Source organism: Sphingomonas sp. C3-2 (genome assembly GCF_033025475.1).
In the GTDB taxonomy this organism is placed as follows: domain Bacteria; phylum Pseudomonadota; class Alphaproteobacteria; order Sphingomonadales; family Sphingomonadaceae; genus Sphingobium_A.
The window spans coordinates 1,721,601-1,744,987 of the sequence record NZ_CP130322.1 but is presented as its reverse complement, the minus strand read 5'-3'; the positions used below and the strand labels follow the sequence as shown (position 1 = coordinate 1,744,987).

Annotated in this window: 23 protein-coding genes, 2 tRNA genes and 1 pseudogene; 12 read left to right on the top strand and 14 right to left on the bottom strand. The window is 64.5% G+C overall.

Annotation, left to right across the window (positions count from 1 at the left end):
- Positions 1 to 12: 12 nt before the first annotated feature.
- The gene (locus QYC26_RS08455) at positions 13 to 591 is read left to right on the top strand and encodes a TlpA disulfide reductase family protein (protein ID WP_317514940.1); all 579 of its coding nucleotides are present in this window, start codon (positions 13 to 15) and stop codon (positions 589 to 591) included.
- Between the two features lie 10 nt (positions 592 to 601).
- Here the strand turns inward: QYC26_RS08455 and QYC26_RS08450 are convergent, their stop codons facing one another.
- Positions 602 to 1,231: an NAD(P)H-dependent oxidoreductase gene (locus tag QYC26_RS08450; protein WP_317514939.1), complete on the bottom strand. Its 630-nt coding sequence runs from the start codon at positions 1,229 to 1,231 to the stop codon at positions 602 to 604.
- Between the two features lie 116 nt (positions 1,232 to 1,347).
- On the opposite strand from QYC26_RS08450, the gene QYC26_RS08445 reads away from it, so the two are divergent.
- Complete coding sequence (locus QYC26_RS08445) at positions 1,348 to 2,649, top strand: Hsp70 family protein (RefSeq protein ID WP_317514938.1); 1,302 nt, start codon at positions 1,348 to 1,350, stop codon at positions 2,647 to 2,649.
- A gap of 107 nt (positions 2,650 to 2,756) precedes the next feature.
- Here QYC26_RS08445 and QYC26_RS08440 read toward each other — a convergent pair whose 3' ends face one another.
- From QYC26_RS08440 to QYC26_RS08425, 4 genes are all read right to left on the bottom strand, one after another.
- A complete protein-coding gene (locus tag QYC26_RS08440; RefSeq protein ID WP_317514937.1) occupies positions 2,757 to 3,836 on the bottom strand; it encodes a Rieske 2Fe-2S domain-containing protein in 1,080 nt (359 codons plus the stop codon).
- Between the two features lie 111 nt (positions 3,837 to 3,947).
- Entirely contained in the window at positions 3,948 to 4,490 is a 543-nt protein-coding gene (locus tag QYC26_RS08435; RefSeq protein WP_317514936.1) for a flavin reductase family protein, read from the bottom strand.
- A gap of 92 nt (positions 4,491 to 4,582) precedes the next feature.
- Positions 4,583 to 5,089 carry an Lrp/AsnC family transcriptional regulator gene (locus QYC26_RS08430; RefSeq protein WP_317514935.1) on the bottom strand — a complete coding sequence of 169 codons (507 nt, stop codon included), beginning with the start codon at positions 5,087 to 5,089 and terminating at the stop codon, positions 4,583 to 4,585.
- Positions 5,090 to 5,101: 12 nt separating this feature from the next.
- On the bottom strand, positions 5,102 to 5,596 hold the full coding sequence (locus QYC26_RS08425) for an Lrp/AsnC family transcriptional regulator (protein ID WP_317514934.1): 495 nt from the start codon (positions 5,594 to 5,596) through the stop codon (positions 5,102 to 5,104).
- 323 nt (positions 5,597 to 5,919) lie between these two features.
- On the opposite strand from QYC26_RS08425, the gene QYC26_RS08420 reads away from it, so the two are divergent.
- Positions 5,920 to 6,750, top strand: a complete 831-nt coding sequence (locus tag QYC26_RS08420) for an SDR family NAD(P)-dependent oxidoreductase (RefSeq protein ID WP_317514933.1) — start codon at positions 5,920 to 5,922, stop codon at positions 6,748 to 6,750.
- Positions 6,751 to 6,803: 53 nt separating this feature from the next.
- On the opposite strand, the pseudogene QYC26_RS08415 reads toward QYC26_RS08420, so the two are convergent.
- Positions 6,804 to 7,459: pseudogene (locus QYC26_RS08415) on the bottom strand (peptidylprolyl isomerase).
- Positions 7,460 to 7,644: 185 nt separating this feature from the next.
- Here QYC26_RS08415 and QYC26_RS08410 point away from each other — a divergent pair.
- Positions 7,645 to 7,950, top strand: a complete 306-nt coding sequence (locus QYC26_RS08410) for a hypothetical protein (RefSeq protein ID WP_317514932.1) — start codon at positions 7,645 to 7,647, stop codon at positions 7,948 to 7,950.
- Here QYC26_RS08410 and QYC26_RS08405 read toward each other — a convergent pair.
- From QYC26_RS08405 to QYC26_RS08380, 6 genes are all read right to left on the bottom strand, one after another.
- On the bottom strand, positions 7,947 to 8,444 hold the full coding sequence (locus QYC26_RS08405) for a nuclear transport factor 2 family protein (RefSeq protein ID WP_317514931.1): 498 nt from the start codon (positions 8,442 to 8,444) through the stop codon (positions 7,947 to 7,949). The two genes, QYC26_RS08410 and QYC26_RS08405, sit on opposite strands and share 4 nt — an antisense overlap.
- 1 nt (position 8,445) lies before the next feature.
- On the bottom strand, positions 8,446 to 9,516 hold the full coding sequence (locus QYC26_RS08400; protein WP_317514930.1) for an alkene reductase: 1,071 nt from the start codon (positions 9,514 to 9,516) through the stop codon (positions 8,446 to 8,448).
- A complete protein-coding gene (locus QYC26_RS08395; RefSeq protein WP_317514929.1) occupies positions 9,516 to 10,139 on the bottom strand; it encodes a nuclear transport factor 2 family protein in 624 nt (207 codons plus the stop codon). Before QYC26_RS08395 ends, QYC26_RS08400 begins: the two co-directional genes overlap by 1 nt.
- 5 nt (positions 10,140 to 10,144) lie before the next feature.
- Complete coding sequence (locus QYC26_RS08390) at positions 10,145 to 10,918, bottom strand: SDR family NAD(P)-dependent oxidoreductase (protein WP_317514928.1); 774 nt, start codon at positions 10,916 to 10,918, stop codon at positions 10,145 to 10,147.
- 28 nt (positions 10,919 to 10,946) lie between these two features.
- Positions 10,947 to 12,647 carry an FAD-dependent oxidoreductase gene (locus tag QYC26_RS08385; protein WP_317514927.1) on the bottom strand — a complete coding sequence of 567 codons (1,701 nt, stop codon included), beginning with the start codon at positions 12,645 to 12,647 and terminating at the stop codon, positions 10,947 to 10,949.
- A gap of 185 nt (positions 12,648 to 12,832) precedes the next feature.
- A complete protein-coding gene (locus QYC26_RS08380; protein WP_317514926.1) occupies positions 12,833 to 13,579 on the bottom strand; it encodes an SDR family oxidoreductase in 747 nt (248 codons plus the stop codon).
- A 246-nt stretch (positions 13,580 to 13,825) separates the two neighbouring features.
- Here QYC26_RS08380 and QYC26_RS08375 point away from each other — a divergent pair, with 246 nt between their 5' ends.
- The 6 genes from QYC26_RS08375 to QYC26_RS08350 all read left to right on the top strand — a co-directional run bounded on the left by QYC26_RS08375 (position 13,826) and on the right by QYC26_RS08350 (position 21,129).
- Positions 13,826 to 14,944 (top strand): acyl-CoA dehydrogenase family protein, encoded by a 1,119-nt coding sequence (locus tag QYC26_RS08375; RefSeq protein WP_317514925.1) that lies wholly within the window; start codon positions 13,826 to 13,828, stop codon positions 14,942 to 14,944.
- Positions 14,941 to 16,125: an acyl-CoA dehydrogenase family protein gene (locus QYC26_RS08370; RefSeq protein ID WP_317514924.1), complete on the top strand. Its 1,185-nt coding sequence runs from the start codon at positions 14,941 to 14,943 to the stop codon at positions 16,123 to 16,125. The genes QYC26_RS08375 and QYC26_RS08370 overlap by 4 nt, the downstream gene beginning before the upstream one ends.
- 104 nt (positions 16,126 to 16,229) lie before the next feature.
- The gene (locus tag QYC26_RS08365; protein WP_317514923.1) at positions 16,230 to 17,105 is read left to right on the top strand and encodes an SDR family NAD(P)-dependent oxidoreductase; all 876 of its coding nucleotides are present in this window, start codon (positions 16,230 to 16,232) and stop codon (positions 17,103 to 17,105) included.
- A gap of 366 nt (positions 17,106 to 17,471) precedes the next feature.
- Positions 17,472 to 19,109 carry a class I adenylate-forming enzyme family protein gene (locus QYC26_RS08360; protein ID WP_317514922.1) on the top strand — a complete coding sequence of 546 codons (1,638 nt, stop codon included), beginning with the start codon at positions 17,472 to 17,474 and terminating at the stop codon, positions 19,107 to 19,109.
- The gene (locus QYC26_RS08355; RefSeq protein WP_317514921.1) at positions 19,106 to 19,984 is read left to right on the top strand and encodes an amidohydrolase family protein; all 879 of its coding nucleotides are present in this window, start codon (positions 19,106 to 19,108) and stop codon (positions 19,982 to 19,984) included. Before QYC26_RS08360 ends, QYC26_RS08355 begins: the two co-directional genes overlap by 4 nt.
- Positions 19,985 to 19,986: 2 nt before the next feature.
- A complete protein-coding gene (locus QYC26_RS08350) occupies positions 19,987 to 21,129 on the top strand; it encodes an aromatic ring-hydroxylating oxygenase subunit alpha (RefSeq protein ID WP_317514920.1) in 1,143 nt (380 codons plus the stop codon).
- Between the two features lie 65 nt (positions 21,130 to 21,194).
- Here the strand turns inward: QYC26_RS08350 and QYC26_RS08345 are convergent, their stop codons facing one another.
- Positions 21,195 to 21,692 (bottom strand): MarR family winged helix-turn-helix transcriptional regulator, encoded by a 498-nt coding sequence (locus QYC26_RS08345; protein ID WP_317514918.1) that lies wholly within the window; start codon positions 21,690 to 21,692, stop codon positions 21,195 to 21,197.
- 89 nt (positions 21,693 to 21,781) lie between these two features.
- On the opposite strand from QYC26_RS08345, the gene QYC26_RS08340 reads away from it, so the two are divergent.
- Positions 21,782 to 22,876, top strand: coding sequence for a branched-chain amino acid aminotransferase (locus tag QYC26_RS08340; protein WP_317514916.1), 1,095 nt, complete (start codon positions 21,782 to 21,784; stop codon positions 22,874 to 22,876).
- 85 nt (positions 22,877 to 22,961) lie between these two features.
- Positions 22,962 to 23,036, top strand: a tRNA-Gln gene (locus tag QYC26_RS08335).
- A 212-nt stretch (positions 23,037 to 23,248) separates the two neighbouring features.
- Here the strand turns inward: QYC26_RS08335 and QYC26_RS08330 are convergent.
- A tRNA-Ser gene (locus QYC26_RS08330) sits at positions 23,249 to 23,339 on the bottom strand.
- Between the last annotated feature and the right edge of the window lie 48 nt (positions 23,340 to 23,387).

Genomic DNA, 23,387 nt, shown 5'->3' with positions numbered 1-23,387 from the left:
TTGGAGCTTTGCGTGCGGTCTTCGTTCATCATCTTCCTCGGGGCTGGGCTATTCGCGCTTGGCGGTTGCGATAGGCAATCGGAACCCGCCCCGCAAGCAAAGGACGCGGCAGAGGCGCCCGCCGAGGGCGAAATTACCGGTACGCTCGACATCGCGTCGCGAGGGACCCCCATGCCCGATGTCACCTTCAACGCCCCCGATGGCAGCCCGGTGACGCTCGCCAAGTTCCAGGGCAAGCCGCTGCTCGTCAATCTCTGGGCCACCTGGTGCGGCCCCTGCGTCAAGGAAATGCCGACGCTCGACCGGCTGGCCGCGCGCGAGGGCGCCCGGCTAAAGGTGCTCACCGTCTCGCAGGATTCAAAGGGGGCGGGCGTCGTCACCCCCTGGTTCGCCAAGAACAGCTTCAAGCACCTCGAAGCCTATGTCGATGCCGAGAATCTGCTCGGGCTCACCTATGCCAGCGGGATGCTGCCGACGACGATCCTCTACGATGCCGAGGGCAAGGAAGTCTGGCGCGTCGTGGGCGGCATGGATTGGGACGGCCCGCGCGCCAACACGCTGCTCGCCGAAACGCTCGGCAAGGCGGGCTAAGGCGCTTTAATCAGCCCGGGTGGTTGTCGCAGGCGTCGCCCGCCGCCTGCGCCAGATCGTGCAGCGCCTTCATCTGCGCGAAATCGACGACCTGCCGCGCCAATATATCGAGCTGGGCGCCGATCGCGGCATCGGCCACGCCGCCATCCGGCCCGAAAACCGGGGTCACCGCATTGATCGTCACCGCCATCGGCGTGGGCCAGCCGCGCAGCGCATGGGTGATCGAGCGCAATGTGGCGAGCGTCGTGCCCGTCGCCTGCCACCCCGCCGCCACCGCGATCAACCCCACCGCGCGCCCCTCGAAATAGACGCGCTCGTCGGCCGCCATGTCCTGCACATAATCGAGCGCGTTCTTGATGAGGCCGGATACCGTGCCGTGATAGCCGGGGGAGGCGATGACGATCCCGTCGGCGCGGCGCAGCCCGGCGATCAGCGCCTGCGCCTTTTCGGTCCGCTCGGCCACTTCGGGGGCGTACATCGGCATGTCGAGCGCGGGGCCGTCGAACATCAGCGTGTCGGCGCCCGCGGATTCGCACGCCTGCAACACATGGCGCAGCACGCGTTCGCTCGAGCTGTTCTGCTTGGTCGTGCCGCCAAGGCCGACGATCAGCGGGCGGCGGGATTCGGTGGGGCCGGGCATATATCCGCTATCCCGGATAATGGCGGCGCTTGCAACGGTGGCGCCATATCTGCATAGGCGCGCGTTCCTCGCGGCCGGGCATGATCCGCCGCGCAATCGATCCAGGGAGACTGCATATGAACGCTGGCGGCGACAGCCGGGCGCTCGGCCTCGATTTCGGCACGACGAACAGCGTGGTTGCGCTGGCCGATGACGCGCGCATCGCTCCCGAGCTGCTCCATTTCGACGCGGGCGACGGGCCGGGCTCGGCCTTCCGCTCGGCGCTCTGCTTCTGGCATGACGACGTGCCCGGCGGGCTTGCGGTCGATGCCGGGCCCTTCGCGATCAACGAATATCTCGAATGGCCGTCCGACAGCCGCTTCATCCAGTCGTTCAAGTCGGTCGCGGCCAGCGCCAGCTTCGAAAGCGCCTCGGTGTTCGACAAGCGCTACCGCTTCGAGGAACTCGGCCATTTTTTCCTCGATCGCCTTGTCGCGCATAGCGGCGGCCGGCTGACGGCGCGGCCCGAACGCATCGTCATCGGCCGTCCGGTCGAATATGCCGGCGGCCGCCCCGATCCGGCGCTGGCGCGCGAACGCTATGACAAGATGTTCGCGGGTTTCGGCACCGAAATCCATTATGTCTACGAACCGCTGGGCGCCGCGTTCAGCTATGCCGCGCGGCTCGACCGCGCCGCCACCATCCTCGTCGCCGATTTCGGCGGCGGTACCAGCGACTTTTCGGTGGTCCGCGTGGCGGCGCCGGGCGCGGCGCAGCGCTGCCAGCCGCTCGGCCATGCGGGTGTCGGCATTGCGGGCGACCGGTTCGATTACCGGATTCTCGACCGGCTGGTCCTGCCCATGCTCGGCAAGGGCGGCAGCTATCAGTCGATGGGCAAGGTGCTCGAAATCCCGCGCAGCTATTTCGCCGATTTCGCCGATTGGTCGCGGCTGGCGCTGATGCGCAACCGCCGCACGCTCGAGGAACTGGCCCGGCTGCGCAAGAGCGCGGTCGATGCGGAGGCGATCGGCCGGATGATCGCGGTGATCGAGAATGAACTCGGCTATCCGCTCTACGACGCGGTCGGCCGGGTCAAGCGCGCATTGTCGGACAGCGAAGTCGCCGAATTCCGCTTCACCGGTGCCGGGCTCGACATCGCGGCCGAGGTGCGCCGCGCCGATTTCGAGCATTGGATCGCCGAGGATCTGGCGCTCATCGCAGCGACCGTCGATCAGGCGCTCGCCAATGCGGGCGTTGCGGCCGGCGAGATCGACCGCGTCTTCCTCACCGGCGGCTCGTCACTCATCCCCGCGATCCGCGGGCTGTTCGCCGACCGCTTCGGGGGCGAGCGGCTGGCCACGGGGGGCGAGCTGACCTCGATCGCCTCGGGGCTCGCGCTGGTCGGGCTGGAGGATGATATCGCCCGCTGGGCGGTCTAGGGGGCAAAAGAAAAGGCCGCTCCCGCCTATGGGCAGGAACGGCCGTGTCTTCGGAAGAGGCGCCGAACCGGGAATGCCGACGCCTTTTCCGTATGCGGATCAGGCGATCAGGACGCCTTCGCCCAGGGCTCGCTCGCGGTGCCCTTGGTGACGATGGTACCGTTGGCGCGCTTCTGGAAATCCTGCGCCTTTTCGCGCGGGTTGTAGAACTGCTTGTACCAGATGCGGACCTTGTGGAACGGGCCGTCGCCCTGAACCATCATCGGATGGATGCAGGCGCGCTTGTTGCCCCAGATTTCGAAATCCTGGGCAAAGGCAAGGCGGCTCGATTCCTGATACTGGCGGGCAAGCGCGACGTCGTCCTCGTTCGCCACCGCGTTGGGCGACTTGACGAGCAGCGCGTGCCACACCTTCACCACGCCGTCATCGATCGGCGTGTGGCAGATGAGCATGAGCGAGGGGTGCTCGCCGATCATGCGCGACTGCAGGATGCCCGGGCCCGTGTACCAGGTGTCGTTGGTCATGTAATCGCCGCCGTCGCTGGCGAGCGTGCGGTGACCGGCCTTCAGCACCTGGCGGATGACATGGTCGTTGAACTGGTTCTCGAACGACTGCATGTCGCAGCTGCCGTGTACCGGCTCGAGATGTGCCTTGTCGGCCATGTTGTCGAGGATTTCCTGCGGGTGGCAGGCCAGCTCGCCAAGATGGTCGATCTTCCAGGGAACCCAGGCCGGATCGGTATATTCTTCGAACGGCGGCAGATCATAATCGGGCGTGCCGTTTTCCGGATCATACCAGACGAAGACGCAGCCGGCGCGCTCTTCGAGCGGCCAGGTCTGGACGCAGGCGGCCTTGGGGATCGGCGCGGGCGAATAGGGGATGTCGTCGCACTTGCCGTCGGGGCCGAAGCGCCAGCCATGATAGGGGCAGCGGATCGATTCACCTTCGACATGGCTGTCGTCGCGCACGACATAGGAAGTGGTGTTGTTCGCCAGGTGCGTGCCCATGTGCGGGCAATAGGCGTCCATGATATAGGCCTTGCCGCTTTCGCCGCGGTACAGCACCATATCCTGCGCAAAGAAGCGCACGCCGATCGGCTTCTTGGTCACCTCGTCCGAAGCCGCGACCATGAACCAGCCGCGGGGAAAGGTGTATTCGCCGAGTCCATATTCAGCGGTCTTAGCCACAAACTCTCTCCTCAGTCCTTTTCGCGACTCCCGCATTGGGGGGGGCGCTAATTCCGCCCCGATCTGGGGGCATATGTCCAGTTAATTCAAGTCCTGCGATGAACGCAGGCTTTAAAGATAGCCACCATTCTGGAAGATCAGCGGGGCGATATCGTCGCGGTTGCGCACCCCGGCGACGCGCGCGATGATGATCGAGTGCGAGCCATAGGGCGTCATCTGCTCGACGGTCGCGAAGATGTTCGACTGCGCATCGACCAGATAGGGGATGCCGCGTTCGTCGTCCTGCCATTCGCCATGGTCGAACTTGTTGTCGCACGCGATCATGCCGCCAAAGGCGCCCGAAACCTCGCGGTGCTGCTGGTGGAGCAGGTTGATGCAGATCGGCGCGCCGATCGCGAGCGCGGGGTGGATGCTGGCCGACTGGTTGACGCAGACGATCATCGCCGGCGGATCGACGGTCAGCGAGGTCACGGCGGTGGCCGCAATGCCGCGGGGTTCGCCCTCTTCGCGCGCGGTGATCACCGAAACGCTGGCGGCAAGCCGGCGCATCGCCTGCTTGAAGTCCGCGCCAAGCGCTGCGGTATTGTCCGCGGCGGCGATCGGGGCGGTCTGCGTCACGTCTTGCGCTTCACTGGCGGGGGCCGGGCTGGCCATTGCGATCTCCTCTCTCATTCAATTTCGTATCGCATGAACCGCTGAATTACGCAAGATGGAGGTTGTTCTGGCCGATTCCGCGTGTTCGCGTTTCAACCCTCGGCTTCTTCGTCATTTTCATCCATGTGCGGCGGGGTTCCGGTGATCCGCACCACGCGTGGATTATACTTCAGAGTCGAAACCGCGATTGAGGTTTCGACATTATAGACGCCGGGAAGCTCGACGATACGCTGGGTTGCGGTGGTCATCACATCTTCCAGATCGGCGAACAGCCCGATGACAAGGATATTGTGGCGGCCCAGCGTGGTCAGCACCGCGTGGATCTGCGGCAATCCGGCAATCTCTTCGGCGAGCGGGCGCACCTTGGCGGGATCGGCGGAGACATAGACGAAGAAGGGGCGCAGCAGTCGTAGCGTGGTGATGCCGGTGATCGCGGTGAAGCGGATCAAATTTTCCTGCTGCAGCCGCTTGATGCGCGCGCGCACCGTGCCCTCGGTAACGTCGAGCTTGGCCGCGATCTGCCGGTTGCTGACGCGCGCGTCCTTGGCCAGCAGGTCGATGAGTTTGCGATCGAGATCGTCAAGCGTGGGTTTTGCCATGTCGGTGCCAGCTCAGGAAAGGGGGGCCAGGTCGAATTCATATTTCACCGTGTCGACGGCAATCGCCGGCGTCATGGTGCGGATGCCCTGGATCTGGCTGATCCGTCCGTAAAGCTCGGGCAGTTCGTCGAGGCTGTGGAGCGCGATCAGCAGGTCGATCTCGTGCGCGCCGGTCACGACATGCGCGGCGAACACTTCGGGCAGCGCCGCCAGTTCCTCGCCCACCGCGGCGGCGGAGCGCTTTTCCACCTGGATGCACAGTTCGATCAAAACGTCATAGCCATGCGCGGCAAAGTCGGACACCGCGACCACGCACAGCGCATTGGCGGCTTCCATGCGCTTGATGCGCGACGATACGGTGGCGGGTGCCAGATCGAGCTTCTTGGCGATCTGCTGATTGGTGGCGCGGCCATTGTCCCGCAGCAGCGCGACGATCGATCGGTCGATCTCGTCGAACTGGTAATGCGGTGCTGCGTCCTTGTTCGTCGTCCGCCTCAATGCTGTCATTCCCCCTAATGCCGGCCGGAAATCCCTGTCCGCCCGCAATCATGACACTGGTGTTTCAACCTGTTGCGCCGTGCTGCGGGTTTGGCCTGTCTTTCGTCAAGAGCCTATCGGCCGCGCGGCAATAACGGAATCTAGATTCCGATTAGGCCATATGCGCGCGATTGCAATTGGCATTATTAACGCAAAGCGATGATTTGAAAAGTTGCTAAGGTTATTTTGCGTAGTTAAGAAAGGGCGTACCGCCATATCGGTCAGTGCCAGGCAATGTCGGGTGCGCGCCAACGGACAGGATCGGGGCAACAATGCCCCATACGGAGGATTGGATGAAGAGATTGGAAGGTAAGACGGCGCTCGTCACTGGCGCCGCGCAGGGCATTGGCCGCGCCATTGCCGAACGGCTCGCCGCCGATGGTGCGCGCGTTGCGCTGTGCGATATGGACGTTGCCGCTGCCGAAGCAGCCAAGGCCTCGTTCGAAAACCCCGATCAGCACCTCGCCTTCAAGCTCGACGTGACCGACAGCAAGGCCGTCGATGCGGTCGTCGCCGAAACCGCATCGGCGTTCGGCACGATCGATATCCTCGTCAACAATGCCGGCATCGGTGCGGCGGCGGGCGATGGCAGCGACAAATTCTACGCCGCAATGGCCGAACGCGATGCCGAGATCGCCGAAAAGGGCAGCTCGCGCAAACCCGTCGATCAGCTCATCCACATGGAAGACGATGGCTGGCGCCGCGTCGTGGCCGTCAATCTCGACGGCGCCTTTTTCTGCACCCGCGCGGTCGTCCGCGTGATGGCGGAAAAGGGCAATGGCGGCTCGATCGTCCATATCAGCTCCACCTCGGCCGCATCGGGCGAAGGCAGCCCGCATTATGTCGCGTCGAAGACCGCGGTCATCGGCCTTGCACGCCAGCTCGCGCGCGAACTCGCGCCGCGCAACATCCGCGTCAACGCCGTCGCCCCGGGCCCGACGGACACGCCGATCATGCAGAATATCTCGGCCGAATGGCGTGCTTCGCTCGCGGCCGCAGTGCCGCTTGGCCGCATGGCGAACCCGTCGGAAGTGGCTTCGGTCGTGGCGTTCCTCGCCAGCGACGACGCCAGCTTCGTCACCGGCGCGCTCTATGCCGCCAATGGCGGGTCGTACATGATCTGATAGCGGGGGCAGGGCGGTCTCCTGCGCCGCCCGTCCTTTGCTCGCCGGGGCGCTCAGCGCTCCGGCGTTTTTTTTGTGCGCATGGCCGCGAGGATCTTTACCGGCTCGGCGATCATCTGCCCACGCATCACGCCCTCGCCCTCGGTGGGTGATGTCGGGGCCGCCAGGATGCGCTTCACCACGTCCATCCCCTCGACCACCCGGCCAAAGGCCGCAAAACCCAGATTGTCGCCCTCGGCGTCCGGGTTGGCATCGAGCGAGGGCAGGTCGCCGACCGCGATGAAGAAATCGCCCGCTGCCGACCCGGGGGCATAGCGCGCCATCGAGATCGTTCCATCGAGATGCTTCAGCCCGGTCTGGCTCGTCGGCTCATGCGCGATCGGCGGCAATGTGTGCTTCGGCTCATTGCGGTGCCCCCCTGAATCAGCCCCCCTTCGCCCACCTGCATCGCGCGGTAAAATCCGGTGCCCGCCAGCCGGTTCTGGTCGACATAGCGCAGGAAATTGGCGGTCGTCACGGGCGCATGCACCGGGTCGAGCGCGATCACGATCGCCCCAAGGCTGGTTTCCAGCCGCACGGTCACCGGCTCTTCCTGCGCGGTGGGCGCAGGCGCGACCGCTTCGGCGGCGGGGGCCGTCGGCGCGGGCGGGGTCTGGGCGGCATTGGGGGCCGTGGCGAGCAGCGCGGCGGCAATCAGCGTCATCATCATGCGTCCAGCCTAATCGAGTGGATCGTGCGCCGAAAGATCGAAATGCCGGCATTCCATATCCGATTCGGTCGCGATCCTGCTGGCGGCTAGAAGAATCTTCCGGTGTCGCGCATCAATCGGTGCGATTGTTGCCGCACTGCACAATAAGGTTGATTGTCCGGTCTTTTTGGGTCATTTCGCGCGCCATGCCGACCAAGGTCCTCCTGGAAGCGATCGCGCTGCACAAATGTATCCGTGCCACCTATAATCGCCAGTCGGCGATCATGGCGCCCCATATCCTCTACACCAAGCACGGCGAACTGCATCTCGACGCAGTGACCGTCGAGCGCGATGGCAAGCCCCCGCGCGAGCCCAAGGTGGGAACCTACAAGCTCACCGGCTTGTCCGAGGTCGAACTGGTGGACCGTCCGTTCACGCCCGAATCGATCTTCGATGCGAACGATCCCAAATATGCCGGGGTCACGCTCTTCGCGGTCGAGCCCGCGGCTTAATTCTCGCGCGCGGTGCGCAACAGCCCGCGCGCCTCGTCATTGCCGTCGAGCAGCCGGTTCGTCCGGCGGACGATCTTCCAGCCCGCATCCCCGCGCGCCAGTTCCCAGCGGTTGACCGAAACCCGCCACACCGAAAACGTGCCGTTTTCGTGCTTGTACACGCGCGTGTAGTTGAGCGCGGTCGCCCGGTCGCCGTCCAGCACGATGCGCGGCGCGCTCGGGATATGCGCCGCGCCGTCGCGCACCAGCGCGCGGTGGACGTCATTGTCGAGCAGCCCGGCAATCCCGGCGGGGCCCTGGCCTTCCCAGCCCCCGCCAAGATCATAGACGCCGTCTTCGGCCCAGAGGGCGCCCGTCGCCATGCCACCGTCCAGCGTGTCCGCGCTGTCGGCAAGCGGGCCGTAGCGGGCGATGACCTGCGCGATCTCGATATGATCGCGCAGCGCCCGGACTTCGGCCTCAAGGGCGGCGAGGCGCGCCTCCGTGTCGCTCATCTCAGGCGTCGGCCCCGTGCGGCGGGAAGTCGATATAGCCCTCGGCTCCACCGGCATAGAGCGCCTTCGACCCGAAGGTCGCGAGCGGTAGCCCGTCGCGGAAGCGTTCGACCAGATCGGGGTTGGCGATGTAGAATCGGCCGAACGACACCGCGTCCGCGCCGCCCTTGGCCACCAGTTCCTGCGCCTCGGGCAGTTCGATGCTCTCGTTCAGGATCGTCGGTCCCGACCAGTGCTTGGCGAGCAGCGCGCGGCTGTCGAGCCAGTCGAGATGCATGTCGACGAGATGGCAATAGGCCAGGCCCTTGCCGTCGAGCGCATCGAGCAGCGCGGCATAGGTCTCGGGGTGGTTGTCGTCGTGCAGGTCGTTGAACGGATTGCCCGGCGCAATGCGGAAACCGACGCGGTCGGCGCCGATTTCGGCCGCCATCGCGTCGATCGCCTCGACCGCGAAGCGGATGCGGTTTTCAACCGGGCCGCCATATTGGTCGGTGCGCGTATTGGTGCCGGTCGACAGGAACTGCATCGGCAGATAGCCCGATGCGCAGTGCAGCTCGACACCGTCGAAATTGGCCTGCTTGGCCAGCTTGGCGCAGCGGCCCAGCTCGGCGATCACTTCGGCCACTTCGGCGGTCGTCAGTTCCTCGGGCATGTCGAAGGGCACCATGCCCTCGACATCGGTGAAGATCTTGCCCTGCGCCTGGATGGCCGAGGGGGCGACGGTGCGCGTGCCCGCGTCCTTGTTCAGCGCGCTGGCAATCCGGCCGACATGCATCACCTGCAGCACGATGCGGCCGCCCTTGGCGTGCACGCCCGCATTCACCTTGGCCCAGGCTTCCACCTGCGCCTCGTTGAACAGGCCGGGGGTTCGGCAATAGCCCTTGCCATCGGCCGAAGGCTGCGCGCCTTCGGTGATGATCAGCCCGGCGCTGGCGCGCTGGGCGTAATATTCGGCCACCATGTCGCCGGGAATGTCGCCGTCATCGGCGCGGCTGCGCGTCATCGGCGCCATCACGACGCGGTTGGCCATCTCGATCGCGCCAAGGCGCACCGGATCAAACAAAGTGGGCATCAACGTACCTTTACGCGCGGGGCATCGGCAGAACCCCGCATGGTTTTCAGAAATTCGTCGAACGGCGCGGGGGCGGCAACGGGGCCTTCGGGCGCGCCCTTGCGGTTCCAGAACGCATCCCAGCTCGGGAACAGCTTGTGGAAGCCGCCGTCATAGGGTTCGCGGCCCGGCCAGCGCATCTTCTTGTCGCCGATCGGCGGCTTGTTGAGGTCGGTCGCATACCAATAGAGCGGCAGGCGCCGTTCGAAATGCCAGCGGCCGTCGACGCGCACATAGTCGTCGATATACATCATCTGCATGATCACCCATTCGGGGCCGGTCTCATGCTCGTTCTTCGAATAGACGACGCCGCGCGCGCGGTCGGGGCTGTCGAATTCGATGACATGCCCGCCAACATGGTGCGACGTACCGGTGAACTGGACGCGCATCGTCTCGTCGAGATAGTCGCGCAGCGCGTCACGGCCCGTCTTGTCCCGCCCGACGCGAACGTCGGGCGTGAACAGGCCGGCCATGGCGTCGATATCGCGCATGTCGAGGCAGAGCGCATAGCGCGCGGGCAGCTGGCGGATCTGCTCGAGCGATTCGAGCCGGTCGATCCGGGCGAGGAGTTCGGTATCGGCCATGGCGATCAGCTGGGCATGTACAGCTGGGCAGCCTTGCCGCCGTCCACCGGCAGCGCGACGCCGGTGACGTACGATGCTGCGTCCGACAGCAGGAACAGGATCGCTTCGGCCAGTTCATCGGGCTGGCCGCTGCGGCCGGCCGGGATGGTGTCGGCGATTCTTTCTGCCAGTTCGGGCGCGGCATCGGTGAATGCCTGGTTGGCGGGGGTGTTCACCTGGCCGGGGACGATCGTGTTGACGCGGATGCCCTGGCGCGCGCCTTCCATCGCGGCGACGGCGGTGAACTGGATCAGCGCGGCCTTCGACGCCGAATAGCTGGCCATGCCCGGTGCCGCGCGGATGCCGCAGGTGGACGAGATGTTGACGATCGAGCCGCCGCCAGTCTTGGCCATCGATGCCATTGCCGCCTTGGTGCCGAGGAACACGGCTTCGGCGTTCACGCGGAAATCCTGGCGCCAGCTTTCAAGGCTCGCATCGGCGATCGCGCTGTAGGCGACCGAGGGGGCGTTGTTGACGAGGCAATCGATGCGGCCATGCTTTTCGGCCACGTCGGCAATCGCCGCGCCATAGGCTTCGGCATCGCTGATATCGAGCGAAACGGTGTCGACCTTGCCGCCTTGGGCTTCGATCGCGGCCTTGGCGGCCTCGAGCTTTTCGGGGCGACGGGCGATGATCGTCACATGCGCGCCGCGCTTGGCAAGCATCGTTGCGGTGGCAAGGCCAATCCCTTCGCTGCCACCCGAAACGACTGCGATCTTACCTTCAAAAGTCTGCGTCATTCACTGCACTCCGGCTAAATTCTGTGGTTCAGTTGTTCGCTTGCATGGCATCGCGTCCCGCGATCCAGCCAAAGGTCATGGCAGGGCCCAGCGTCGATCCGGCGCCCGGATAGGAATAGCCCATCACCGAGGCGGCGTTGTTGCCCACCGCGTACAGCCCCTTGATCGGCGCGCCTGCGGTATCGAGCACGCGTGCCTTGGCGTCGGTCACCAGCCCGCCATTGGTGCCGATGTCGCCGCCATGGATGGGGATGGCATAGAAGGGGGCGTCGACCAGCGGCGCCAGATTGGGGTTGGGGCCGAAACGCGGGTCGCCGTAATAACGGTCATAGGCATTGTGCCCGCGGCCGAAATCGGGGTCCTCGCCCTTGCGGGCGTTTTCGTTGAAACGGCTGACGGTGGCTTCCAGCGCGTCCACGGGCATGCCGGTCTTTTCGGCCAGTTCGCCGATCGTGCGCGCCTTGACCAGAATCTGCTTCACTTCGCCGGGCAGCATCCAGTCGGGCATCAGCGGCAGCACCGGGCCCATCGGGTAACGGTTGCGATAGCCCGCGTCGAAGATGATCCACGACGGGTTGGTGATGCCGTTCTCGGCCTCGGCGCGGACCATGTCGCCGCCGGTGATGTGGTAGGACGCGGCCTCGTTCTGGTACCGCTTGCCTTCGCGGTTGACGATGATGCACCCGGGCAGCGCGCGTTCAAAGGTGCACAGCCGTGCGCTGTCCTCGCCCGGCACGCGGAAGGTTGGCGCCCACCAGCACGAATCCATGTTGCGGGTGGCGGCGCCCACCGCCTCGCCCGCGACGATGCTCTCGCCCTGGTTGTTGACCTGCGATCCGCTGCCCAGCGGATCGAACGATCCCGGCAGGAACTTGCGGCGCATCTCGGCATTGCGTTCGAAACCGCCCGCCGCCAGCACCACGCCGCGGCGCGCGCCGATGCGCAGCGTGCGGCCCTCGCGTTCGACGACGACGCCGGTGATCCGGCCATCCTCTTCGATCAACTCCTTCATGCCGGTGTTCAGCCACAGATCGGCCTTGTGGCGGCGCATGCCCAGCCGCAGCATCCCAGCGAGCGCGTTGCCAAGGCTGAGGAATCGGTCCTTCGAAGATCGCAGGCGCTGACCGATGTCGAGATAATAGCGCGCGAGCATCTTCGCGAGCGTGCCTTGCCAGCCCTTGGTGCGAAACAGCAGCGTCTGGGTTTCCATTAGCGTCCAGCTGATCTTGCCGAACAGGCTCGCCGCTTTCGACGGATCGCGCAGATCGTCCAGGTCCTTGCCCAGCAGGCGGCCGTCGATCTCGCATGCCATATGCGTGCGCCAGCCCAGCTTTCCGCCGGGCAGTTCGGCGTGATAATCGGTATAGGGCACGCTCATATAGCGTACGCCCGCATTCTCCTCCATCCACTCCAGCATGCGCGGGGCTTCGGTCACGAAGGTGCGGATCTGCTCGTCGCTCACATTGGGCGCGCTCAGCGCGCGGACATAGCGAAAGGCATCCTCGGGATCGTCCACCTGTCCGGCCGCACGGGCGAGATGGCTGTTGGGGATCCAGATGCCGCCGCCCGACATGGCAGAGGTGCCGCCATATTTGTCGCTTTTTTCGATCACCAGCGCTTCGGCGCCCAGGGCTGCGGCGGAAATCGCGGCGGTCATGCCACCGGCGCCCGAGCCGATGACGAGAAGGTCGACGACATGGTCGAACTGTGCGGGGCTGGTCGTGGTCATCGACGGGGTCCGCCCGTGCGTGCGCGCTGCCGTTTCTCTGTCATCCCGTCCTGCCCGAATTTGCTGTTATTGCCTTCGGGGGTGAGTTTTGCACAACCCGATCTGTTACGCAATGATCGGGTTGTGCGTTTTTCAACTCGTGCGATTCGTAGAATTATCTCTCACAAATACGCACATGGTGCGTTTCAGCGCGCCAGATAACCGCCATCGACGGCCAGGGGGTGGCCGGTGACGAAGCTCGCCGCGTCGGACAGCAGGAAGAGCACCGCCGAGGCGACTTCCTCGGGCTGGCCGATGCGGCCGATCGGCTGCATCTGCGCCAGGATCGCCGCGCCCTTGGGGTCGGCTTCGATCGGGGCGGTCATCGCGGTCGAAATCACGCCGGGGCACACCGCGTTCACGCGGATCGCCTGCGTGGCATAGCGCAGCGCTGCGGATCGGGTGAGGCCGATCACCGCATGCTTGCTCGCGCAATAGCCCGCACCGCCCGCGCCGCTTTCGCCCGCGATCGATGCGGTGTTGACGATCGCGCCGCCACCACTTGCCAGCATGTGGCGGATCTCCGCCTGCATGCAGTGGGCCACGCCCATGGTGTTGATCGCCAGCGTGCGTTCGATGATCGCGGCATCGCCCCATTCGGAATGCACGCCTTCCAGCGTCACGCCCGCATTGTTGAACGCGCCGTCCAGCCCGCCCCAGCGCGCGGCATGCGCGTCGAGCGCTGCGTCGGTCGCGGCCTTGTCGGTCACGTCGAGGCGGACCGTTGCGGCCTCGCCGCCCGCGTCGCGCACCAGCTTGGCGGTTTCCTCGATCCCGGCTTCGTGCACATCGGCCAGCGTCACGCGGGCGCCTTGCGCGCCCAGCGCCACGGCGGTTGCGCGGCCGATTCCGCCGCCGGCACCCGTAATGAAGTAGGATTTGCCCTGAAACATTCGGTCAGACCTCTCTCTTTTTGTCGATTGTCGTATCGTATCTGCTTGCAAACTACGAATTGTATCAAAATTTGACTATGAGTCTTGAAATTTTAGATGTCGCCGCGCAATTTGCCGCTGGAATAATGAGTGCCGCCCTATCGGGGCGGTGAGAGGATGGCCATCGTTGTCCGTCGCTGCAAGGCCGATCGATGCGTTCGATCGGCGGCAGCGCGCGGGCCGGTGGGTGGAGATGAAGGGCCAGCGATGCAATTTGCGTTTACGCCGGAACAGGCGATGATTCGAGAGGCGGCGCAATCCTACGCCGCCCAATATGGTGATTCCCATCAGGTGCGGCGCGCCGTCGAGACGGAGGACGGCTTCGACCGTGCCGCCTGGCAGGTGCTCGTCGGCGAGCTCGGCTTTGGCGGCATCGCCACGCCCGAATCGGCTGGTGGTTCGGGCCTCGGCATGGTCGAACTGGCCTCGGTCCACGAAATGCTCGGCCGGTCGTTGATGCCCAGCCCCTATCTCGCCTCGATCGGCGTCGCTGCGACGCTGTTGAATGCGCTCGATTCGGACGCCGCGCGCGCGCTGCTCCCCGCCGTCATCGGCGGCGATCAGATCGCGACGCTCGCTTATTGCGGCAAGAAGGGCGGCGCGGATGTGTCGGCGGTGCCGATGACGCTCTCGGCTGACGGCGTGCTCGATGGTGAGGCCTGGTTCGTCCAGTTCGGCCATGTCGCCGATATCATCCTGTGCGCCGCACGCGACAACCAGGACAATCTTCACGTCGCCTTTGTGCGGCGGGACACGCCGGGGCTCGAGGTCGAACGCCTGCCGATGATGGATCAGACCCGCCCGATGGCGCGGGTGAAGTGCACCGGCGTCCGGCTCGCGCCCGCGGATATTGTCGGCGGGGCAGGGGATGCGCTCGTCCATGCGCTGCGCACCGGCGCACTGCTGGTTGCGTCCGAAGCGGTTGGCGGGGCGGGTGCCGCGCTGGAAGCAACGGTCGCCTATACCAAGGAACGCCACCAGTTCGGCCGCGCGATCGGCAGCTTTCAGGCGCTCAAGCACCGCATGGCCGACATGATGGTTGCGATCGAGGCCGCCAAGGGCATTGCCTGGTACGCCGCCGCCGCTGCGGGCGAGACGCCCGAGGATTTCGCCGAGGCCGCATCGGTCGCCAAGACCGCCTGTACCGAGGCGATGATGAAGGTTGCGGGCGACATGATCCAGCTCCACGGCGGGATCGGCTTCACCTGGGAACATGACGCGCACCTCTTCTTCAAGCGCGCACGCAGCTCGCTCACGCTCTTCGGCACGCCCGACTGGCACCGGGAAATCATCATGAATGCAATCGAACAGGGGGCCGTGGCATGAAACTGGGATTCACCCCCGAACAGGAAGCCTTCCGCCTCGAAGCGCGCGGCTGGCTCGATGAACAGCTCTCGGGCCCCTTTGCCAGCCTGCGCGGGCATATGGAGCAGTCCGGGCTGATCGAGGAACGCAAGCGCTGGGAAGGCGCGCTCGGCGCCGCCGGCTGGAGCACGATCGGCTGGCCCAAGGAATATGGCGGGCGCGATGCCGAACTCGCCGAACAGGTGATCTTTGCCGAGGAATATGCCCGTTCCGGCGCGCCGGGGCGGATCGGCCATATCGGCATCGAACTCGCCGGCCCCACCATCCTCCATTTCGGGCGCGAGGATCAGAAGCGCCGCTTCCTCCCCGCGATGCAGGCGGGCAAGGAGCTTTGGGCGCAGGGTTATTCCGAACCCGGCGCGGGGTCCGATCTGTCCAATGTGCGCACCCGCGCGCGGCTGGAAGACGGCCCCAATGGCCGCGAATGGGTGATCGAGGGGCAGAAGATCTGGACCAGCCTGGCCCAATATGCCGACTGGATCTTCGTGCTCGCGCGCACCGAAGAGGGGTCGGTCGGGCCCAAGGGGCTCTCCTTCCTGCTCGTGCCGCTCCATCAGGACGGCATCACCATCCGCCCGATCCGGCAGATCACGGGTGACGCCGAATTCAACGAAACCTTTTTCGACGGTGCGCGCACGGCCGAGGAAAATATCGTCGGGGCGCCCGGTGAAGGGTGGAAGGTCGCGCTCGGCCTGCTCGGCTTCGAACGCGGTGTCTCGACGCTCGCGCAGCAGATGAGCTTCCGCATCGAATTTGCCGCCCTGCTCGATGCCGCGCGCAAGAACGGCGCGCTCAACGATCCGGGTATCCGCCAGCGCATTGCGCAGGCGCATATCGGGCTGAAGGGGATGCGCTACAGCGCGCTGCGCACGCTTTCCGATGCGGGGGGAGAGGGGCTTTCGGGCGCCGCGCTCACCTACAAGATCTATTGGGCGTCGTGGCGGCGCAGCTTTGGCGAACTGGTGATGGATGTGCTTGGCCCCTCGGCCGAGATCGCCGACGCCGCGCCCTATGATTTCCACTTCCTCCCGCGCATGTTCCTGGGGTCGCGGGCCGACACCATCTATGGCGGCACCAACCAGATCCAGCGCAACCTCATCGCCGAGCGCGCGCTCGGGCTCCCGCGCGAACCGCGGGGCTGATCGATAGAAGCATGACTGTCCGCATCATTCGCCTTGATGCGGACAGTAACTCTGCATATCGTAGCAATTAGTCAAAAATTTTACGCATTATGGAGAGTGTGGACGTGGCAGATTCCGGCATTGCAATCGTAACCGGCGCCAGCCGTGGCGCGGGCAAGGGTATTGCGCTCGGCCTGGGTGAAAAGGGCATGACGGTGTACGTCACGGGCCGCAGCACCGAAACCGGTTCGGCCAAGGGCTGGGACGGCACCGCGCTTCCGGGCACCGTCTATGAAACCGCCGAGGCGGTCACCGCCGCCGGCGGCAAGGGCATTCCGGTGATCTGCGATCACGCCAATGACGAACAGGTCGCCGCGCTGTTCGCGCAGGTGAAGAAGGATTCGGGCCGCCTCGACATCCTCGTCAACAACGCCACCTATATGCACCCGCAGCTGATCGAACAGCTTCCCTTCTGGGAAAAGGATCTTGGCGCGGCGGGTATCCTCGATGTCGGCCTGCGCTCGGCCTATGTTGCCAGCTGGCATGCCGCCAGGATCATGGTTGAACAGAAAAAGGGCCTGATCGCATTCGGGTCGTCGTTCGGCGCCACCTGCTATATGCACGGCCCGGCTTATGGCGCGCAAAAGGCGGGTCTCGACAAGTTCGCGCACGACATGGCCGTCGATCTCAAACCGCACGGCGTCCGCGCCGTGTCGATCTGGATGGGGCCGCTCCTGACCGAGCGCGCGCTGATCGCCGCCGAGGTGAATCAGGAACAATATAAGGACTTCATCGCCACTGCCGAGACGCCCAATTTCACCGGGCACATCGTCCATGCGATCGCCAACGATCCCGAGGGCGACGATCTGTCGGGGCGTACGCTGATCGGCGCGGAAATCGCTCAGCGCTATGGCATCACCGATCGCGGTGGCAAGGTGCCCCCCTCGTACCGCGAGATGCTGGGCAGCCCGAACGACCTCAATCCGGCCATCGTCTACTGATCGCCCGAGTCGTTTTTACCGGCTTTGCAAAGGCCCTCGCGCACATGGCGCGGGGGCCTTTTTTGATGCGCATCCGCCGCACCAATCGGGCGGTTGAACGTGGGGGCGGGCGCCCGCTATCCTCGATTCCAGCGGGTGAGTCGCGAAAATCGCAGACCCCGAATGTTGATCTCGCAATATAATCATAAACTGCGGTCTAATTTTAGTATTGCGTAGAATTCATATTTGTTGGATACGAATTCTCACAACAGAAGCGTCGGTCGGGTTCCGTCCGCCAGAACGCTCATAACTGGAGGTGGATGTGGCTCGCTGTGGTCTGACAGGGCATGTGCCCGTTGTTTTCCCCGGTAAGGCGGAGGCTGTTCGATGAGCGGTCTCACGGCGCCGGGGGCTCCGTTCGAAATCTATGAAGGCGCGGCGCTCGGGCGCCCGATGCGGCTGTTCCGGCATGCCCCATCGAATCTGCAAACCCTGTTCACGCATACGCGTCGACACGCCGATCTGCCCTTTCTCGTAGAGGGTGATCAGGCGCTCAGCTATGCCGATACCTATCACCGGATCGATGCGCTCGCCGCCTGGCTTCAGGCCGAATATCCCGATCTGCGCGGTCAGCACGTCGCCATCGCGATGCAGAACCGTATCGAATGGATCGTCGCCTTTGTCGCTGTCGTGCTGGTCGGGGCCATTCCGGTCCTGGTGAACAGCCGCTTGTCCGGCGCTGAAATGCGGTCGGCGGCGGACGCGGTCGGCGTCCGTCTCGCCTTTCTCGATGGCCGTCGCATCGCCGCGCTGCGCGACGCCGGCTGGGGAGTCCCGCTCATCGATCTCGTCGATGAATGGCCCGCCGCCGCGTTCGCGGGCAAGCAGCCGGTGGTTGATCTGGGTGCGCAGTCCGATGACGATGCCGCCATCCTGTTTACCTCGGGCACGACCGGGGACGTGAAGGGTGTCTGCCTCACCCACCGCGCGCTCATCACCGGGATCATGAGCGTCCAGCTGTCGGGTGCGATGATCCTGCATAACATGGCCAAGCAATATGGGCTTCCGCCCGAACAATTGCTCGCGGCCATGCCGCAGCCCTGCAATCTGCTGGTCCAGCCGCTCTTCCATGTCAGCGGGCTGTCGCTGTTCCTCGGCGGCATGGCCTCGGGCGGCAAGCTTGTCGTCATGCAGCGCTGGGATCCGGCCAGTGCGCTCGAACTGATCGCACGCGAAAAGATCACCGCTTTTTCGGGTGTGCCCACCATGTTGTGGGATGTCCTCAACCGCGCCGAAATCGCGGGCGCGGACATCTCCTCGGTCACGTCGGTGTCGACGGGCGGGCAGGCCTTGCCGCTCAACCTCATCTCCTCGATCCTCGCGGCTTGCCCCAAGGCGCTGCTGGGTTCGGGCTATGGGCTCACCGAAACCAGCGGCGCGGTCGCGATGGCGGTGGGCGAAGATTTCGTCGGCCGTCCGGGAAGCGCCGGGCGCTTGCTCGAACTCGCCGAAATGCGCGTCGTCGACGGCGATGGCCGTACGTTGCCCGAAGGCTCGGTGGGCGAGATCGTCGTGCGTGGGCCGATGGTCATGCGCGACTACTGGTCGGGTGGTGGCGTCGATGCCGATGGCTGGTTCGCAACCGGCGATATCGGCCGCGTCGATGACGAGGGCTTTGTCTATATCATCGACCGCAAGAAGGACATGATCATCTGCGGCGGCGAGAATATCTACTGCGCCGAGATCGAGCGTGTGATCGGGCTCATTCCCGAAGTCCTCGAAGTCGCCACCTTCGGTGTTCCTGATGAGCGTCTTGGTGAACGCTTGGTCGCGCAGATCGTGCTGCCCGAAGGCGTCGTGCTCCCGGGTGTCCAGATCGTCGAACATGTTTCCGCACAGCTGGGTGCCTACAAGGCTCCCACCGAAGTCCGTTTCCAGATCGAGCCACTGCCCCGGACCGGTTCCGGCAAGATCAACAAGCTGATCCTCCGGGCCCAGTGGCCGCAAGCAGAAGGAGTAGAATGAACATGGGTGTTCCCAAGGATATTCGCGTTATCGATACGATGCTTGGCATCCCGACCAACGAGAATCGTTCCGATTGGTACAGCTGGTTCGCGCAACTCCTGCGGGACGAGGAAAGCAAGGCACAGTTCAAGATGCCTGCGCAGTACATGTTCAAGGACATTCCCGATATCGGCAAGGCCGACGATTTCGTCGCCTGGACGGTCGATCAGATGGAACGCTTCAACATCGAAAAGGCGCTGGTCGGCTTCAACGGCGATGAAACCTCGATCCGCGCCAAGGAACGCTTCCCCGATCGCTTCTTCTTCGATCTGCCGATCGATCCCAATGGCGGGATGGAAGAGGTGCGCCGCATCCGTCAGGCGCATGCCGATTTCGGGATCAAGGCGGTCAGCTGCTTCCCCGCGGGCACCTTCCCGCAGGTGGCGATCGACCATAAATACATGTTCCCGATCTATGCCGTCTGTTCGGAACTCGGCCTGCCGATCCTCCTCAATGTCGGCATTCCGGGGCCGCGCATCCCGATGATGAACCAGCGCGTCGAACTGCTCGACGAAATCTGCTGGTTCTTCCCCGATCTCAAGATCGTGATGCGTCACGGCGCGGAGCCGTGGGAGGCGCTTGCCGTCAAGCTGATGCTCAAATGGCCGAACCTCTATTATTCGACCAGCGCCTTTGCGCCGAAGCATTATCCGAAGGCGATCATCGACTACGCGAACACCCGCGGCGCCGACAAGATCATCTATGCCGGCTATTTCCCGATGGGCCTCAGCCTCGATCGCATCTTCGGCGATCTCGAGAACGTGCCCTTCAAGGACGCTGTCTGGCCGAAATTCCTGCGCGAAAATGCGCTCAAAGTATTCAACCTGGGAGAATGACGATGTCCGGCAAGCCCGAAACCGATGCCCGTACAGCGCCGGTCGCCGTATGGCAGGTGCTTGAAAGCCTCAAAGGCGATGCGCTCAAGGAGTGGCGCCTGGCTGAAGTGACCGAGCGCGCCTCGATCGAGGAACGCAATCTCGATCTGCCGCACCCCTTTGGCTGGTTCGTTGCCTGCTATTCCGACGAAATCGAAGTCGGTCAGGCCAAGCCGCTGCGCTATTTCGACCGCGATCTCGTCGTCTGGCGCGGTGAGGATGGCGTTCCCCGCATGCTCGACGGCTATTGCCGCCATCTCGGCGCGCATCTCGGCGTTGGCGGCAAGGTGCACGGCAATCTGATCGAATGCCCGTTCCACGCCTGGCGCTATGACGAAACCGGCGTGGTGCGTGAGATTCCGTACGCCAAGACCATTCCGCCGCAGGTGAAAAAGCCGTGCAACCACCAATGGCCGGTGGTCGAAAAGAACAACTTCGTCTGGTTCTGGTACCACCCCTTTGGCGAGGCGCCGAAGTGGGAGGTCAAGGATTTCCCCGAAACCAGCAATCCGGACTGGACGGCGTATGAGCGCCACGAATGGAATGTCTGGGGTTCGATCCAGAACATGGCCGAAAACGGCGTCGATGCCGCGCACTTCAAATATATCCACGGCACCGCCAACTTCCCCGACTATCAGCTGAACTTTGACGGGCATGAGCGCACCGCGCGTGTCGATGCGAAGATGGGCACGCCGATGGGCGAGGTCGATGGCGCCATCGCGTACGGCACCACCGGCCCGGGCCAGAGCTGGACGCGCTTCACCGGCATTTCGGAAACGCTGCTCGTCGCTGGCGTCACCCCGATCAGCAAGGACAAGGTCCATGTCCGCTTCGCCTTCACCCAGCCGCGCGAACAGGCCGAAGGTCCGATGGGCGGTCTCGCCCGCGCGTTGATCCGCGACATCTGCAAGCAGCTCGATCAGGACAAGGTGGTGTGGGATCGGCAGCGCTACATGCCCGATGCCATCATCTGCGATGGCGACGGCCCGATAGCTGCATTCCGCCAATATTATGCGCAATTCTATGCGGAATGGGAAAAGGATGGCGGCACGCGCACGCTGACCCAGCTCAACATGAACCGAAAGGCCAAGGCGTCCGCTGGCTGAGCGCCAGCGCCACGCTCCAACCTCGTCGCTCCGGTCCACCCCTTCGGACCGGAGCGATTTTTTTGTCAGCCGCCGCGCTGAAGCCGTGCCACCCGGTCGCGCTCGCGCAACGGGATCAGCCCTTCCAGCACCTGCCAGAAACCCGCCACCGCCGATTGCCCGGCCTGCCCATAGGCCGCTGACAGGCGTTCGCGCAGCAGGTTGAACAGCTGTTGTTCGAGCGCGCTGCCCTCGGGGGTCAGCCGCAACAGCCGCTGGCGCCGATCGTTGATTCCCGGCCGCTGCTCGACCAGTCCGCGCGCGGTCAGCTCGTTGAGCACGCGCCCCAGCGATTGCTTGGTGATCGCGAGCAGCGCGAGCAGTTCGCTCACGCTCAGATCGGGCTGGCGCGCGATGAAATAGAGCGCGCGGTGATGCGCCCGGCCAAGCCCTTGGTCTTCCAGCGTCTCGTCGATCGCGCGCAGCAAATGGCTGTATCCGAAATAGAGCAGCTCAAGCCCCCGGCGGATTTCCGGGCCGCGAAGGAAAAGCGGTGAAGCGGTGGTCGTTGGTGGGACAGCCATATTGACGTATCTAGCCGCCGGGCCTAGGTCAGCGCAAGCTACGCGACGCACGCGAGCGGGCGCCGCGCTTCTCTATATGAGGGACTATTATGTCATCCGGTGCTCCGACCTTCGCTTTTACGCAAAGCCCCAATATCGTTTCCGATGCCGAGCGTAGCGAGCGGCTCGTAAACCCGGGCTTTGGTCGCGTGTTCACCGATCACATGGCGCTCATCCGCTATTCCGAGGAAAAGGGCTGGCACGATGCGCAGATCACCGCGCGTCAGCCGCTGTCCACCGATCCGGCGGCCTCGGTGCTCCATTATGCGCAGGAAATCTTCGAGGGCATGAAGGCCTATCACCGCCCGGGCGGCGGTGCGGCGCTCTTCCGCCCCGGCGCCAATGCCGCGCGCTTCAACTCGTCGGCGCGGCGTCTCGCCATGCCCGAACTCCCCGAGGAACTGTTCCTCGAATCGATCCGCCAGCTCGTCAGCGTCGACCGTGCATGGATCCCCAATAACCCGGACGGCGCGCTCTATCTGCGCCCCTTCATGTATGCGAGCGAAGTGTTCCTCGGCGTGAAGCCCTCGTCCGAATATCTCTACATGGTGATCGCTTCGTCAGTCGGCGCCTATTTCAAGGGCGGTGCCCCCAGCGTTTCGCTCTGGGTCACGCGCGAATATACGCGCGCAGCCCCCGGCGGCACCGGCGCGGCCAAGTGCGGCGGCAACTATGCCGCCAGCCTCGCCGCCCAGGCAGAGGCCTCGCGCAATGGCTGCGATCAGGTCGTCTTCCTCGATGCGGTCGAACGCCGCTGGGTCGAGGAACTGGGCGGCATGAACATCTTCTTCGTGTTCGAAGACGGCTCGATGGTCACCCCGCCGCTCACCGGGACGATCCTGCCCGGCATCACCCGCGATTCGATCCTGCGCCTTGCGCGTGATCAGGGCATCACCGTGCGCGAAGAGCCCTATTCGATCGAACAATGGCGCGAAGACGCCACCAGCGGGCGCCTGACCGAAGCCTTTGCCTGCGGCACCGCCGCCGTCGTCACCCCGATCGGCAGCGTGAAAAGCGCGACCGCGTCGTTCACCATCGGCGATCAGCTGGCCGCCCCCGTCACGCAGCGCCTGCGCCAGGCGCTGGTCGATATCCAGCGCGGCGACGCCGCCGATCCTTACGGCTGGACCGAAACCCTTTTCTAAAGAACGGGACGGGGGGATGGCCTCAATTTTCTGCCATTCCCCTCTTCTCACACGCGATCATCTCGCTATAAGCGCCGCTCAACATTGGGGCGTCGCCAAGCGGTAAGGCACCGGTTTTTGGTACCGGCATTCGCAGGTTCGAATCCTGCCGCCCCAGCCAGTACGACCGCAGAGTAGAGCGCATTGGCGCGGAACTGGCGGCGGTCGACACGCTCAGGACACTCCAAAGTCGATTGATCCCGAAATTTCGGCCAACGCTTTTGGCTGTCCGAATACCCGGATGCGTTAGCGAGATTCGGCCCGCGATATCCGATCAGGCCGGATAGTTTGATCCGGAAGCCCTCGAGAAAATCCGTGTCGGGGTAAATGTGGTGGCGGAGCGGGAGGGATTCGAACCCTCGATACGGTTTTGCCGTATACTCACTTTCCAGGCGAGCGCCTTCGACCACTCGGCCACCGCTCCGCATTGCTCTGGAATGGACGCCCCTAAAGCGCTGATCGCATATGCGCA

What these genes read in the sequence shown, in the direction of transcription:
- QYC26_RS08425 (WP_317514934.1), bottom strand. Translation starts at nt 5,596, where the DNA reads ATGACAGCATTGAGGCGGACGACGAACAAGGACGCAGCACCGCATTAC.
- QYC26_RS08420 (WP_317514933.1), top strand. Translation starts at nt 5,920, where the DNA reads ATGAAGAGATTGGAAGGTAAGACGGCGCTCGTCACTGGCGCCGCGCAG.
- QYC26_RS08340 (WP_317514916.1), top strand. Translation starts at nt 21,782, where the DNA reads ATGTCATCCGGTGCTCCGACCTTCGCTTTTACGCAAAGCCCCAATATC.
- QYC26_RS08445 (WP_317514938.1), top strand. Translation starts at nt 1,348, where the DNA reads ATGAACGCTGGCGGCGACAGCCGGGCGCTCGGCCTCGATTTCGGCACG.
- QYC26_RS08410 (WP_317514932.1), top strand. Translation starts at nt 7,645, where the DNA reads ATGCCGACCAAGGTCCTCCTGGAAGCGATCGCGCTGCACAAATGTATC.
- QYC26_RS08370 (WP_317514924.1), top strand. Translation starts at nt 14,941, where the DNA reads ATGAAACTGGGATTCACCCCCGAACAGGAAGCCTTCCGCCTCGAAGCG.
- QYC26_RS08375 (WP_317514925.1), top strand. Translation starts at nt 13,826, where the DNA reads ATGCAATTTGCGTTTACGCCGGAACAGGCGATGATTCGAGAGGCGGCG.
- QYC26_RS08350 (WP_317514920.1), top strand. Translation starts at nt 19,987, where the DNA reads ATGTCCGGCAAGCCCGAAACCGATGCCCGTACAGCGCCGGTCGCCGTA.
- QYC26_RS08380 (WP_317514926.1), bottom strand. Translation starts at nt 13,579, where the DNA reads ATGTTTCAGGGCAAATCCTACTTCATTACGGGTGCCGGCGGCGGAATC.
- QYC26_RS08345 (WP_317514918.1), bottom strand. Translation starts at nt 21,692, where the DNA reads ATGGCTGTCCCACCAACGACCACCGCTTCACCGCTTTTCCTTCGCGGC.
- QYC26_RS08450 (WP_317514939.1), bottom strand. Translation starts at nt 1,231, where the DNA reads ATGCCCGGCCCCACCGAATCCCGCCGCCCGCTGATCGTCGGCCTTGGC.
- QYC26_RS08400 (WP_317514930.1), bottom strand. Translation starts at nt 9,516, where the DNA reads ATGCCCACTTTGTTTGATCCGGTGCGCCTTGGCGCGATCGAGATGGCC.
- QYC26_RS08390 (WP_317514928.1), bottom strand. Translation starts at nt 10,918, where the DNA reads ATGACGCAGACTTTTGAAGGTAAGATCGCAGTCGTTTCGGGTGGCAGC.
- QYC26_RS08355 (WP_317514921.1), top strand. Translation starts at nt 19,106, where the DNA reads ATGAACATGGGTGTTCCCAAGGATATTCGCGTTATCGATACGATGCTT.
- QYC26_RS08430 (WP_317514935.1), bottom strand. Translation starts at nt 5,089, where the DNA reads ATGGCAAAACCCACGCTTGACGATCTCGATCGCAAACTCATCGACCTG.
- QYC26_RS08385 (WP_317514927.1), bottom strand. Translation starts at nt 12,647, where the DNA reads ATGACCACGACCAGCCCCGCACAGTTCGACCATGTCGTCGACCTTCTC.
- QYC26_RS08405 (WP_317514931.1), bottom strand. Translation starts at nt 8,444, where the DNA reads ATGAGCGACACGGAGGCGCGCCTCGCCGCCCTTGAGGCCGAAGTCCGG.
- QYC26_RS08395 (WP_317514929.1), bottom strand. Translation starts at nt 10,139, where the DNA reads ATGGCCGATACCGAACTCCTCGCCCGGATCGACCGGCTCGAATCGCTC.
- QYC26_RS08435 (WP_317514936.1), bottom strand. Translation starts at nt 4,490, where the DNA reads ATGGCCAGCCCGGCCCCCGCCAGTGAAGCGCAAGACGTGACGCAGACC.
- QYC26_RS08360 (WP_317514922.1), top strand. Translation starts at nt 17,472, where the DNA reads ATGAGCGGTCTCACGGCGCCGGGGGCTCCGTTCGAAATCTATGAAGGC.